Source organism: Aliirhizobium wenxiniae, from assembly GCF_019511445.1.
GTDB lineage: Bacteria > Pseudomonadota > Alphaproteobacteria > Rhizobiales > Rhizobiaceae > Neorhizobium > Neorhizobium wenxiniae_A.
In genome coordinates this window covers 19,428-32,877 of sequence record NZ_JAEUAN010000013.1, presented here as the reverse complement: position 1 = coordinate 32,877, position 13,450 = coordinate 19,428, and the positions used below count along the sequence as shown (strand labels likewise).

Here is a 13,450-nt window from a genome sequence, read left to right as displayed (position 1 = left end):
TTCTAAATCGATTTAGTTCGCGTGATGAGCGAGACTCACCACACACCATGATACAATTTGAGGTGGAATTATCATGACAGTTAGCACGATTGCGGATCTGGACGCGCTTGTTGCGCGGGTTGAGGCTGCGCAGAAGGCTTTTGCGAGTTTCAGCCAGGAGCAGGTAGACGAGATTTTCCGCAACGCCGCGCTTGCCGCGGCCAATGCGCGTATCCCGCTTGCCAAGATGGCGGTTGAGGAGACCGGCATGGGCGTGATGGAGGACAAGGTGGTGAAGAACCATTTTGCCTCCGAATATATCTACAACAAATATAAGGACGAGAAGACCTGCGGTGTTCTTTCCGAGGAGCCGGAATACGGGATTGCAACTGTTGCCGAGCCGATCGGCCTGATCTGCGCCATCGTGCCGACCACCAACCCGACCTCGACGGCGATTTTCAAGGCGCTGATTGCGCTGAAAACCCGCAACGGCATCGTCTTCTCTCCGCATCCGCGCGCCAAGCGCGCCACCTGCGAGGCGGCCCGCCTCGTGCTCGAAGCCGCCCTCAAGGCCGGTGCGCCGAAGGACATTATCGGCTGGATCGATGAGCCGAGCGTCGAGCTTTCCAACGCGCTGATGCATCACCCGGCGATCGACCTGATCCTGGCGACCGGTGGTCCCGGCATGGTCAAGGCCGCCTATTCGTCCGGCAAGCCGGCAATCGGCGTCGGTGCCGGCAATACGCCTGCCGTCATCGACGAATTTGCCGATATCAAGCGCGCGGTCGCCTCGATCCTGATGTCGAAGACCTTCGACAATGGTGTCGTCTGCGCCTCGGAACAGTCGGTTGTCGTGGTCGATGCCGTCTATGATGCGGTGCGCGAGCGTTTCCGCACCCATGGCGGTTATGTTCTGTCGAGCAATGAGGCGGGCGCGATCAAGAGCCTGATCCTGAAGAAGGGGTCGATCAATGCCGAGATCGTCGGCCAGTCGGCACACAAGATTGCCGAAATGGCAGGCTTCGAGGTTCCTACCGGCACCAAGGTGCTGATCGCCGAAGTCGAAGCGATCGACGAGACCGAACCTTTTGCCTATGAGAAGCTGTCGCCGCTTCTCGCCATGTACAAGGCGAAGAATTTCGAGCAGGCTTGCGACAAGGCGGAAGCGCTGGTTGCCTTCGGCGGCGTTGGTCATACCTCGGTTCTCTACACCGACCAGGATCTCCAGCCGGAACGCATCGCCACTTACGGCGCGAAGATGAAGACCTCGCGCATCCTGATCAACTCGCCGGCCTCGCATGGCGGTATCGGTGATCTATACAACTTCCGTCTCGCGCCGTCGCTGACGCTCGGTTGCGGCTCGTGGGGCGGCAATTCGATCTCGGAAAATGTCGGCCCGCAGCATCTGATCAACAGGAAGACGGTGGCCATGCGCGCCGAAAACATGCTCTGGCACAAGCTGCCGCCCTCAATCTACTTCCGCCGCGGCAGCCTGCCGTTTGCGCTCGAAGACCTGAAGGACAAGAAGCGCTGCCTGATCGTCACCGACCGCTTCCTGTTCGAAAACGGCAATGTTAACGACACGATCCGGATCCTGAAAGATCTCGGTCTCGAGGTCGAGGTCTTCTTCGAAGTCAGCGCCGACCCGACGCTGGCCGTCGTACGCAAGGCGACAGCACTTGCCAACGCCTTCCAGCCGGACCTGATCCTTGCCGTCGGCGGCGGTTCTCCGATGGATGCGGCCAAGATCATGTGGGTCATGTATGAGCATCCGGATGTCGAATTCACCGATCTGGCGCTGCGCTTCATGGATATCCGCAAGCGCATCTACCGCTTCCCGACGCTCGGCAAGAAGGCCATGTTCGTGGCCGTCCCGACGACCTCGGGCACGGGTTCGGAAGTGACGCCGTTTGCGGTCGTGACCGACGAGAAGACGGGGATCAAATACCCGATCGCCGATTACCAGCTGACGCCGCATATGGCGATCGTCGATGCCAATCTGGTCATGAACATGCCGAAGTCCTTGACCGCTCATGGCGGTATCGACGCGGTGACGCATGCGCTGGAAGCCTATGTCTCGGTCATGGCCAACGAATATTCGGATGGCCAGGCGCTTCAGGCATTGAAGCTGCTGAAAACCTATCTGCCTTCTGCCTACAAGAACGGTGCGAAGGACCCAAAGGCGCGCGAGCAGGTTCACAATGCAGCAACGCTTGCCGGCATCGCCTTTGCCAATGCCTTCCTCGGCGTGTGCCACTCGATGGCGCACAAGATCGGTGCGGAATTCCACATTCCGCACGGCCTGTCGAACGCGCTGTTGATCTCCAATGTCGTCCGCTACAACGCGGTCGACAATCCGAGCAAGCAGGCGGCGTTCAGCCAGTATGACCGGCCGAAGGCGCTGTGCCGTTATGCCGAGATTGCGCAGCATCTCGGCCTCGGCGGTAAGAACGACGCGGCATCCGTCGAGAACCTCGTCCAGTGGCTGGAACAGTTGAAGAAGGATCTCGACATTCCGGCCTCTATCCAGGCCGCCGGTGTCGGCGAGGCGGACTTCATGGCCAAGGTCGACAAGCTGGCCGAAATGGCCTTCGACGACCAGTGCACCGGTGCAAACCCGCGTTACCCGCTGATCGCTGAAATCCGTGACGTCCTGATCGCCAGCTATCATGGCGAGGCTTATTCCGAAGACCAAAAGGATGCGCCCAAGACCAAGGAGCAGAAGGTCGTTTCGCTGAAAGCCAAGGGCTGAATATAGTAACTGTCGTCAAGAGCACCCGCCGGGGCAGAGGTTTCGGCGGGTGTTTCGTCTTCAGGTCTGCTGCAAAGCGGCGGGCACTTGATGGACTGCCTGCTTTATGCCCTATGCTGTCCGCGACGACGTGCAACAGGATTGTGCATAGGTGACAAGAGATGCACATTCGAGACTTGAATGGATAGCCGGCATTCTTGCCGTCTGGATCCTGTGCGTCGCCTGTTATGCCGCCATTTCCGCCAATATCGCCTTGAAACGGTCTGAAGCAGAGCTGAACGAAGCCGGATTTCTGCTGCACCGGATGATTTCGCAGCGCGTAGCGCAACACGACGCGCATCTGACGACACTGGTCTCGTTGGTGCTTGCGGCGGAAGGCGGACAGAGCCAGCCGCTGATCCAGGTCGGTGAGAGCATCATGCGCTTCTATCCACGCATCACGGCCATCCACGAGCTGGAGATTACGTGGCGTGAACCCTCGGCAAGTGCCGATGCGCGCCGGATCCTGTCCATCCCTGCCGATGCCAGGGTGCCGGATGACCGGTTGCTTGCAGCCGCGGTTTTCATGCAGAAGGCAGGCGAGGGCAAGAGCCATGTCGATGCGTCTTTCGACACCGGTTATCTGCTGACGAAGAAGGTCAGGGATAGCAATCCGGCTCCGGCGCTTGTGCTGCAGATCGATCCTTGGCGGTTGATCGACATGGAAGAACTGCCGAATTGGATTTCCTTGCAGCTGCAGCTTGATGGAAAGGTGGTCATGCAACGGCCCGCCGCCCCGCAAGGATCCGGCTGGCTCACGCCGCCCCGCTTCAGCCGCATGATCGACAGTCAGTCGCAGCCGCTGCTTCTCAACCTGGAACGACCGGTTTCGCTTGCTGACCTTGTCGATGGCGCGATGCTTGCTGCCGTCGCGGCCGCGAGCCTCGTCGGGCTTGGGCTCTTTGCTTACAGCCTGCGCAATCGACGCGAGGCCCGGCTCTCGCAGGGCGCTGCGGAACGCGCCGAGCAGCGCAGCATCCTGCTTGCGCGCGAGGCACGCCTTGCCCATGCGGCGCGGGTGAATTCGCTGGGCGAGCTCGCTTCCGGCATCGCCCACGAACTGGCGCAGCCGCTGACCGCCCTGATGAGCCAGAGCCGGGCGGCGGAGCGTCTGCTCGAGCAGTCCGGCATAGACAATGCGTTGTTGAAAAAGACGATGGCCGCCAATGTGCGCGAGGCGCGGCGTGCCGGCGATATGCTCAAGCGCATGCGCGATTACATCAGCAACCGTCCGCCGAAACCCGTTGCTGTTGTCATCAACAAGGTCGTCAGCGACACGGCGGACCTGATGCGTGCGGACCTTGAGCAGCGCGGCATCACGCTCGACCTGTCGCTTTCAGGAAATTTGCCCATGCTGATGGCCGATCCGGTGGAGCTGGAACAGGTTTTCAACAATCTGATCCGCAATGCTGCCGACAGCCTGGGGGAGGCGGGTATCGCAGAGGGCCGGATCACGATTGCAACGATGCTGGAGGGGAGCCGGATACGGATAGATATTGGCGACAACGGGCCGGGGATCGAAGAGGCCTTGCTGCCCCGTGTGTTTGAAACGTTCTTCACCACCAAACCGGATGGCATGGGGTTGGGGCTGGCATTATGTTCGACGCTGATCGAGCGCGTCGGCGGTCAAATCGAAGCCCGTAACGAGGCGGATGGCGGAGCCCGTTTTACCGTCAGGCTGGTCGCCGGGCCGGGGGAGACAGGCTGATGAGCGCGGTACACATCTATCTGGTCGACGATGACGAAGCTGTGCGCGAGGCGCTTTCGCTTCTGCTCGCAACCTATGGCATGGAGGTCGAAACTTTTGCCGATCCGACGACCTTTCTCGCGCATGTCGATGCGCGGCAAGCCGGGATCCTGCTGATCGATTTGCGCATGCCGCTGGTCAGCGGCCTGCAGGTGCAGCAGAAGCTGACGGAACGCGGGATCGACTGGCCGATCATCATGATTACCGGCCATGGTGACGTGAACGCCTGCCGTCGCGCATTCAAGGCGGGTGTCAGCGATTTCCTGAGCAAGCCGATCGACGAGGATGTGCTGCTCGATGCCATCCATTCGGCAAAAGCGTTGCTTGAGGCGCGGCTGGAACGGCGCGAGGCCGCCGATCTGCTGGCCAGCCTGACGGGACGTGAAAGGGAAGTGCTCGATCTCGTGTGCCAGGGTTTCTCCAGCAAGGATATCGCCGGCGCTCTCGACATCTCGGCACGCACGATCGATGCCCATCGCGCCAATATCGCCGAAAAGCTCAAAACCAGTTCGGTAGCGGAGTTCGTGCGCCTGACCGTTGCCGCCTCTCGGTAGAACTACCTAGCCGACCCCGTGCAGTCGCGGATTCCGGGGAGCGCGCCATGCCTTTAGAACCATCGTCAGAAAGCAAGGACTTTCGGGACATGGTTTCAAAGGAGACACGACCATGAAGCGCATTCTTCTCGCAGCTACTGCCGCCGCCGTCATGGGATCGGCCGCTTCCGCACAGATTCTTGAAGAAAAGAACATGCCGATGGATCTGGCCGCGACGATCGCCCGTGAAGCTGTCGCTGCCTGCTCGGCGCAGGGCTATAATGTCTCGGCGGCCGTGGTGGATCGCGCGGGCGTTCTTCGCGCTCTGCTTCGGGCAGACAATGCCGGGTCTCATACACCGGAAGCTGCCCGCCAGAAGGCCTATACGTCGTCTTCTTCGCGCATGCCGACCAGCGCCATGGCGGAAAACATCACCAAGAACCCGGCCGCTGCCGAGCTTGCGTCGATCGACGGCTTTCTGGTTCTCGCCGGCGGTGTGCCGGTCAAGCTTGGGGATGTCACGATCGGAGCGATCGGTGTCGGAGGCGCACCGGGCGGTCAGTTCGATGAAGCCTGCGCGGTTGCTGCTCTTACCAAGGTGAAGGATCAGCTCAAGTAAGTATTCCTTTCATCACGGCGTCATCACTACTCCTTTCGGTGTCGCCGGCCGGGTGTTTCAACTTCGCGTTCGGAACACCCGGCACTGAATTGCGACATGTCGCCTCTTTGTGGAACGGCGGAATGGCGCGGTGCGCAAAACGGATCAGGATAATTCTGGTTCTGCGCAAAATACCGCATATCGAAGGGCTGTTTTTGATCGTTTCAGACGTTCGACTTGTTGTATTAAAACTGATTGTATCAGTTTTGATATCACGAGGAGGTTACGTGCCGCTGTGTTGAGGGTGTGCCGTGAACATAAAGGCGCAAGCGCCGCAGGACGAGCCCTGTTCGCCAAATCGATGCTGCAGAAAAAAAGCAGCAACGATGCGGACCGGCTCAGCAAATATCTCGCCCGCTTCGATCTGAAATTCGATGATGTTCGAATGAGAGCGACGGGCAGGCTATGAAACAGTCTTCAAGAGATTGGGGAAGCATGAATGTCGATTGGGCCTAAGTCTATCGAGTCCGGTCTGATGACATCGGAGGTGCACGAACGAGCCCGGAGTTGAAGTCGCGATGTCCGCTTCTAAGGCACGGCGGTGGCGCTACGACAAGCGCCTCAATTATCTCAGGCCTTCGGTAACCAATCTATGCGTCGCCAGTTCGAACCCTATCACGAGCCAACCATAGAACCATCACCGCTTTGAAAGAAATTGCGGCTCCTTCAAAATGTGCTCAACGCCCTTCTGCACATGGCTCGTGATGATCTGCCTTGCACCATCCGCGTCTCTCGCAAGCGCCCGTTCAAACAGCAATTTGTGATCGTCGACGACCGCATTGCCCCGAAAACTGCCGGCGAGCATATGATATCGAAGGAAGCGATCGAAGACAGAGGACAGGCTTTGCAGGAGTGTTGTCGACTTGCTTGCCGCAACGATTGCCCGGTGAAACTCCCAGTCACATCTGACCCAGTCGATCGTGCGGGCAATATCTCCAGCGAGAAGCCTGCGCTCCACCGCAGCCAGCCGATGATGCGCAGCCACGATCGAGCCTTCCCACTCGAGATCCCCAGCGGCGAATGAAAGGCCGATAGCATGGCATTCCAAAACGATGCGAAGGTCGGCCAGTTCCGTCAGTTCTTGCCTGGATACGGGACTGACCTCAAATCCACGCTGTCCTTCCGCCAGCACGAGATTCTCTGCCGATAATCTGCAAAGGATCTCCCGTAATGACGAAATGCTGATCGAATAACGCTCGCGCGCCTTCTCAAGCTTGATCTTGGACCCGGGCGGCAAGGTTCCGAGTATGATATCCTGTCGTAACCGGCGAAAGACCGCGTCGCTGACGCTCTCGCTGAGGTCGTTCATCCGCTCGTGCTCACCTGATCGTTCTTCACGCATGGTCAATCCTGAAGCGGCGACTTTCTCGCCAATGCGTGTTCCACGCCGCCCTGAATGTGCAGGCCGAGGATCTTCTTCGCCGTTTCCTTGTCTCGCTCGAGGGCTGCATTCAGAAGGCGCTTGTGTTCGTCTGCAGCAATCTTGCCGCGATAGGAAAGGGCAACCATTTGGTAGCGGAGATATTTGTCGAAGATGGCGGCATGGGTTTCCATCAGCAGTCTCGACCCACAAGCGGAAACCAGAGCCTGGTGAAATTCCCAGTCATAACGCTTCCAGTCTTCCGTCTGGCTGGTATCGCCGCTGGCCATGATGCTTTCCATGCGGGCAAGTTTGTAATGCGCGGATACGAGCCGTGCTTCCCAATCGACGTCACCCCTTTCGAAGGATTGCTCGAGTGCGTGTGTCTCCAACAGCAGGCGCAGTGCGGCGATCTCTTTCAAATCGGTCGCTGACATCGGCGCCACATGAAAGCCGCGTTGACCTTCCGCCGCAACAAGTCCTTCGGAGGCGAGACGGTTGAGGATTTCCCTCAACGTGCTGACGCTGGTGTCGTAGGTCTCCTTGAGCTTCTCAAGCTTGAGCTTCTGACCGGGAGGAAGACGACCGAATATGATATCGGCTCGAATTCGCTTGTAGCTGTTTTCGGCAACGGTTTCGTTGGCTAGATCGGAAAGCATGTGCGCATCTCGGAGATTTTCTCAATCCTCATACATATTTTGCCTGCTCGTTTAAACCCACCCGGTCACGCTCAAGAGATTGCTCCACCATCGATCAAAGCCTCGGCAAGCCCTCGGGTCTGAGAGCTTTCTTCAAGGCGGCAATGCGGAAGATGGCATTGGCCGCGCCATATCCGCGATAGCCGCTGCGTTGCACGATCTCAAAAAAGAAGCCCTCGCCGAACGTCGTGCTGTAAATCTGGAAATATTCGCCCTGGTCGTCTCTGTCGTAGAGAATATTGTCGGCCTTTAATCGCTCCGTCAGGACCGGGTCCAGGCCGAATCGAGCTTCGATATCACCGTAATAGTTCGGAGATATGGGCAGCGGCTCGAAGCCGTTTTTGCGCAACGCGGCAACCGTCGCGAAGATGTCCTCGGTATGAAACGCGAGGTGCTGTATGCCCGAGCCGAACCGTTCCGCGATGAAATGGCCAGCTAATGTGCGGCGGTTCTCCGCTCCATTCAGCGTCACGCGCAGGCTGCCTGACGTATTTTCGACCACCTGGCTGCGCACCACTCCTGAAGGGTCGATGATGTCGACCATCGGCGTCTTATCGGCTTCGAATATGGAAGTGTAGAACAGCAGCCAGGTCAGCATCTCCTCGTAACCGACGGTCTGTGCGACGTGATCGATATGGGCAAGATGCGCTGCGGCGATGTCCCTGTCTTCGGAGACCGGAGTGAAGTCGATCTCCGCGAACCGACCAAGATTGCTTTTCTCGTCGAGGAAGTAGATCAATCCGCCGCCTACACCGCGGATCGCCGGGATTTGCACTTCGCCATGGCTGACCATTTGCTCGAATGGTTCTGCGCCGAGCGCGATTGCGCGCGCATAAGCCGCCCCGGCATCATCGACAATCAGTGCGACCGCATAGGCGGATGTCCCGTGTACCGCGAAGGAGGCATTCGCGAAGCCCTTTTCGTCCGTGTTAAGCAGAAGCCGGATCTTGCCCTGTTCGAAAATCGTGACTCTCTTGGAACGATGGACCGCGGTCTTGCGAAAGCCGAGTGTCTGGAGAATGGCGGCAAGGTTCTCGCCGTCTATTTCGTCGGCAGAGAACTCGACGAACCCTATGCCCCTCACGGTAGCGCGATCCGGCATTTCCGCGACGGTCAGTGTTACAGCCTCCGGATTTCGACGAACCTGATCGCCCAGATAGACCAGCGAACGGTGGCCATCGGCTGCAATCGTTTTTGGAGAGCCGCCGCGGAACTGGTCATTGAAGATTTCCAACGACAGATAACCGTCATAACCCGTTGCGGCGATGGCTTCGGTGAACTCCCTTACCGGCAGGTCGCCTTCGCCCGGCATGTTGCGGAAATGGCGTGACCAGTAGAGCAGATCCATCTCGATCAGCGGTGCGTCCGCCATCTGCACGATGAAGATCTTGTCCTTGGGGATGGAACGGATCGATCCGACGTCGATTTTTCGTGACAGAGTGTGAAAACTGTCGAGTATAAGACCGATATTGGAATGTTCTGCGCGTCGCACGATTTCCCAGGCGTCGCGGTGGTCGTTGATATGCCGCCCCCATGCCAGAGCCTCGTAGCCCACCCGAAGCCCGCGCTTCGCCGCCCGCTCGCCCAGTTCATGGAAATCTGCTGCAGCCCGATCGATACCGCCAAGTGATGCAGGCGAAACGTTGGAGCAGACGAGAACAAGGTCGGTGCCGAGCTGCTGCATGATGTCGAATTTGCGCTCGGCGCGATCGAAAGTCCGGCTGCGCAATGGTTCCGGCATGCCTTCGAAATCCCGGAATGGTTGGAAAAGGGTAATTTCCAGTCCGTGGTCGCTGACCATGCGTCCGACATCGGCCGGACTGCCGTCGAAGGCCAGGAAATCATTCTCGAAGATCTCAACCCCGTCGAAGCCGGCTGCCGCAATGGCTGCCAGTTTCTCCGGAAAATCACCGCTGATCGACACCGTGGCAATCGATGTTTTCATTGTCTCCTCCTCCTGAAACAATTCGCCTTTTTGCACCGCAAAAAATCGTAATGCAATTTTCTACACGAATGCCGAAATGCATTTTATCGGAGATTATAGAAATACTCAGTTGATTTGAAAATGGGCTTATGTCAATTTTGGCGGGTTACCAGCTGGAGGAGAGCTGGCAGGCCTTTCGGGCTATCAGAGGAGGAGCACCCAATGTTCGGATTCAAATTGAATCGACGCCGCGCCTTGTTGGGCGCCGCGGCAATTGTCGCCGCAGCATCGCTTTCACAGCCGGCTGCAGCTATCACGCCGGCCGAGATCAAGGCCAAGGGCAAGTTGGTCGTGGGCATCCAGGGCGACAACCCGCCTTGGGGCTTTGTCACGAGCGCAGGCAAGCAGGACGGCTTTGATGCCGAAATGGGCGCCCTGTTCGCCAAGGAACTCGGTGTCGAGGTGGAATTCGTTCCACTCGAAGTCAACAACCGCATTCCCGCACTCACATCAGGCCGCGTCGACATTCTGTTCGCGACGATGGCGATGTTACCGGATCGCGCCAAGGCGGTGCAGTTCAGCCAGCCTTACAATGCCAACGCCATCGTTCTGATCGGGCCGAAGGACAAGTCGATCAAGACGAATGATGACATGGCCGGCTTGACGATCAGTGTCGCCAAGGGGGCGGCTCAGGATACTCAGGTCACCAAGAACGCACCGCCTACCGCGACCATTCGCCGGTATGACGGGGACGCAGCAAGCGTTCAGGCGTTGGCTTCCGGTCAGGTCGATGCGCTCGGCGGAAATATCTTCTATCTCGATCGCGTCGAGAAGGCTGTTCCGGGCAAATTCGAAAACAAGCTCGAATTCCAAAAGCTCTACAACGGTGCCTGCACGCGCCTGGGCGAAAAAGAGATCAATGTCGCGGTGAATGAGTTCATCGACAAGATCAAGGCCAATGGTGAACTGAAGAAGATCTACGACAAGTGGATGAAGGTTCCTGTGCCGGAATTCCCGAAGAGCCTCGAAGGTATTCCGTTCACCGCGAGCTGAGCTTCGGCTTTTCGTAAACTCTGAATTTCGCGTCGTGGCACCTGAATGAGGTGCCAGCGTCGGCGCATGGCAAATCCTTGCGCCGACGCTGCCCGGAGTATTTCCATGAACAAGACGATCTTTGTCCTTAACGGACCCAACCTCAATCTTCTGGGAGAGAGGGAGCCGTCGATATACGGCACGACAACCCTTGGTGACATTCGGGAGCGATGCGAGGCGAAAGCCGCGTCTCTGGGTTTCTCGATCGATTTCCGCCAGACGAATTTCGAGGGCGAACTGGTGGAATCCGTCCATCAGGCGCGCAAAGATGCCTGTGGCATCATCATTAATCCGGCCGGATATACATTCACGTCCATCGCCTTGTTGGACGCACTGAAGACTTTCGACGGCGCGAAGATAGAGCTGCACATATCCAACGTGCATGCCCGCGAAAGCATCTACCACAACTCCCTGATTTCGCGCACCGCGACCGGCATCATGATCGGCTTCGGAGCGCGCGGTTATGAACTGGCGATCGAAGCCATGGTCGGCATGGTCGAGCCGTCCTGAGAACGCGCCGCAGGAGATATCATGAACTACACCCTTGATTTCACTCCGGTCATCGACGGTCTGCCAAACCTTCTATGGGCCTGTCTCGGAACATTCACGCTGGCCATTTGCGGCATGCTTCTGGCGATCGTCATCGGTATTGGTGGCGTCATCCTGCGCCAGTCGCCATTCAAGCCTTTGCGCTGGCTTGTAATCGGCTTCGTCGAACTGATCCGTAACACGCCGTTCCTGGTGCAGATCTTCTTCATCTATTTCGCGCTGCCGCTGGCCGGCATCCGGCTCGATCCGACGCCGACCGCAATCATCGCGCTTGGCATCAATGGCGGCGCCTATGCCATCGAAATCATTCGTGGTGGCGTGCAGTCCATTTCGAAGGGGCAGATGGAGGCCGGACTGGCGCTCGGGCTGCACAAGGCTCAGGTCTTCCGCCTGATCATCCTGAAGCCAGCGCTGAGGGCGATCTATCCCTCGCTGACGAGCCAGTTCATCCTTTTGACGCTGACGACCAGCATCGCATCCGCCATTTCCGCTTACGAACTCACCTCGGTATCGCAGCGGATCGAGTCCGACAGTTTTCGCAGCTTCGAGGTCTATTTCACCGTGACGGCGTTCTACCTCGTCATCTCCTGGGTGATGATGCGCATCTTTGCGCTCTTCTCCTCTCGCTATTTCAGCTACCCGATCAGATAAGGAGGAAATCGAATGGGACGCGAAGAATTCCTTTTCCTTCTGGCAGGTCTCAAATGGACGGTTGCGCTGTCCGTGGTCGCCTTCATATGCGGAAGTATTGCGGGGCTGATGGTCGCTTTGGCGCGCACATCCGGCATCTTCATCGTCGAGCGCCTGACGGCCGGTTATATCGCGGTCTTCCAGGGTACGCCGCTGCTGATGCAGCTTTTCGTCGTCTATTACGGGCTTGCCCTGATCGGCATCCAGATGGATGCATGGGCTGCCGTCTCGGTCGGCTTGACGCTTCATGCAAGTGCTTTTCTCGGAGAAATCTGGCGAGGATCGATCGAAGCTGTCCCGCGTGGGCAAACGGAGGCCGCCAAGGCGCTGAGCTTGGGTTACGTTTCGCGGATGAAGGATGTCGTCCTTCCCCAAGCGATACGGATCTCGCTTCCGGCCACGATCGGTTTCCTGGTGCAGCTGATCAAGGGTACATCTCTCGCCTCGATCGTCGGTTTCACCGAACTCACGCGTGCCGGAAACATCATCTCAAACCAGATCTTCCAGCCATTGACCGTCTTCGGCGTGGTCGGAGCCCTCTACTTCCTGATGTGCTGCCCGCTGACCATCTACGGCGCCCATCTTGAGCGCAAATTCCTGACCGCCAGCCGCTAGGCTTTGCTGGTCGAGACACCGGAGTTTCATTTATGAACCAGACAGCAAACAGCGGAAATTCCACCGAGCCCATGATCAGCCTTTCCGGCGTCGGCAAGTGGTATGGCGCATTTCAGGCCCTCGACAATATCAACATGTCCGTCGCCAAGGGCGAGAAGATCGTCCTTTGTGGCCCCTCGGGTAGCGGCAAATCCACGCTTATCCGCTGCATCAATCACCTGGAGGCCTATCAGAAGGGTGACATCCATGTCGGTGGCATCATGCTCGGGCATGGATCGAAGACGATCGATGCGGTTCGCCGCGAGGTCGGCATGGTCTTCCAGCAGTTCAATCTCTTCCCGCATCTGACCGTGTTGCAGAACTGTATGCTGGCTCCGATGAGATCACTCGGTCTCGAGAAGGCGCAAGCCGAGGATCGTGCCCGCACGTTGCTGGAAAGGGTCAAGATTTCGGAGCAGGCGGAAAAATATCCTGCCCAGTTGTCCGGCGGACAGCAGCAGCGCGTCGCCATTGCGCGGGCGCTTTGCATGCGGCCCAAGGCGATGCTGTTCGATGAACCGACATCCGCACTCGACCCGGAAATGGTCAAGGAAGTGCTCGATACGATGATCGCATTGGCAGAAGAGGGAATGACGATGATCTGCGTGACCCATGAAATGGGTTTCGCCCGCCAGGTGGCCGATCGCGTCATCTTCATGGCAAGCGGCGCGATCGTCGAGGAGGCACCGCCCGCAGAATTCTTTTCCAACCCGAAACATGAACGCACCCGGAAGTTCCTTGGCGAAATCCTCGGGCGGCATTGATGCGATACAGG

At 58.2% G+C, this 13,450-nt stretch carries 13 protein-coding genes; 10 read left to right on the top strand and 3 right to left on the bottom strand.

Features of this window, described 5'->3' with window-relative positions; genetic code table 11:
• The first annotated feature begins 73 nt into the window (after positions 1–73).
• The 5 genes from adhE (at position 74) to JNB91_RS31665 (ending at position 6,117) form a co-directional block, all read left to right on the top strand.
• Positions 74–2,731: a bifunctional acetaldehyde-CoA/alcohol dehydrogenase gene (gene adhE, locus JNB91_RS16670; RefSeq protein ID WP_220326643.1), complete on the top strand. Its 2,658-nt coding sequence runs from the start codon at positions 74–76 to the stop codon at positions 2,729–2,731.
• Between the two features lie 151 nt (positions 2,732–2,882).
• A complete protein-coding gene (locus JNB91_RS31440) occupies positions 2,883–4,478 on the top strand; it encodes a sensor histidine kinase (RefSeq protein WP_220326642.1) in 1,596 nt (531 codons plus the stop codon).
• Positions 4,478–5,071 carry a response regulator transcription factor gene (locus JNB91_RS16660; protein WP_220326641.1) on the top strand — a complete coding sequence of 198 codons (594 nt, stop codon included), beginning with the start codon at positions 4,478–4,480 and terminating at the stop codon, positions 5,069–5,071. Before JNB91_RS31440 ends, JNB91_RS16660 begins: the two co-directional genes overlap by 1 nt.
• 112 nt (positions 5,072–5,183) lie before the next feature.
• Entirely contained in the window at positions 5,184–5,669 is a 486-nt protein-coding gene (locus tag JNB91_RS16655) for a GlcG/HbpS family heme-binding protein (protein ID WP_220326640.1), read from the top strand.
• A 130-nt stretch (positions 5,670–5,799) separates the two neighbouring features.
• Complete coding sequence (locus JNB91_RS31665) at positions 5,800–6,117, top strand: hypothetical protein (RefSeq protein ID WP_430736301.1); 318 nt, start codon at positions 5,800–5,802, stop codon at positions 6,115–6,117.
• A 228-nt stretch (positions 6,118–6,345) separates the two neighbouring features.
• On the opposite strand, the gene JNB91_RS16645 is transcribed toward JNB91_RS31665, so the two are convergent.
• From JNB91_RS16645 to JNB91_RS16635, 3 genes are all read right to left on the bottom strand, one after another.
• Entirely contained in the window at positions 6,346–7,050 is a 705-nt protein-coding gene (locus JNB91_RS16645; protein WP_220326639.1) for a GntR family transcriptional regulator, read from the bottom strand.
• Positions 7,051–7,052: 2 nt separating this feature from the next.
• The gene (locus JNB91_RS16640) at positions 7,053–7,727 is read right to left on the bottom strand and encodes a GntR family transcriptional regulator (protein ID WP_220326638.1); all 675 of its coding nucleotides are present in this window, start codon (positions 7,725–7,727) and stop codon (positions 7,053–7,055) included.
• Between the two features lie 94 nt (positions 7,728–7,821).
• Complete coding sequence (locus JNB91_RS16635; protein WP_220326637.1) at positions 7,822–9,711, bottom strand: bifunctional sugar phosphate isomerase/epimerase/4-hydroxyphenylpyruvate dioxygenase family protein; 1,890 nt, start codon at positions 9,709–9,711, stop codon at positions 7,822–7,824.
• Between the two features lie 201 nt (positions 9,712–9,912).
• On the opposite strand from JNB91_RS16635, the gene JNB91_RS16630 reads away from it, so the two are divergent.
• From JNB91_RS16630 to JNB91_RS16610, 5 genes are all read left to right on the top strand, one after another.
• The gene (locus JNB91_RS16630; RefSeq protein ID WP_220326636.1) at positions 9,913–10,743 is read left to right on the top strand and encodes a transporter substrate-binding domain-containing protein; all 831 of its coding nucleotides are present in this window, start codon (positions 9,913–9,915) and stop codon (positions 10,741–10,743) included.
• 105 nt (positions 10,744–10,848) lie between these two features.
• Positions 10,849–11,292 carry a type II 3-dehydroquinate dehydratase gene (locus JNB91_RS16625; protein ID WP_220326635.1) on the top strand — a complete coding sequence of 148 codons (444 nt, stop codon included), beginning with the start codon at positions 10,849–10,851 and terminating at the stop codon, positions 11,290–11,292.
• A gap of 21 nt (positions 11,293–11,313) precedes the next feature.
• Positions 11,314–11,982 (top strand): amino acid ABC transporter permease, encoded by a 669-nt coding sequence (locus JNB91_RS16620; protein WP_220326634.1) that lies wholly within the window; start codon positions 11,314–11,316, stop codon positions 11,980–11,982.
• A 12-nt stretch (positions 11,983–11,994) separates the two neighbouring features.
• A complete protein-coding gene (locus tag JNB91_RS16615; protein WP_220326633.1) occupies positions 11,995–12,636 on the top strand; it encodes an amino acid ABC transporter permease in 642 nt (213 codons plus the stop codon).
• Between the two features lie 71 nt (positions 12,637–12,707).
• The gene (locus tag JNB91_RS16610; protein ID WP_220326754.1) at positions 12,708–13,439 is read left to right on the top strand and encodes an amino acid ABC transporter ATP-binding protein; all 732 of its coding nucleotides are present in this window, start codon (positions 12,708–12,710) and stop codon (positions 13,437–13,439) included.
• The last annotated feature ends 11 nt before the right edge of the window (positions 13,440–13,450 follow it).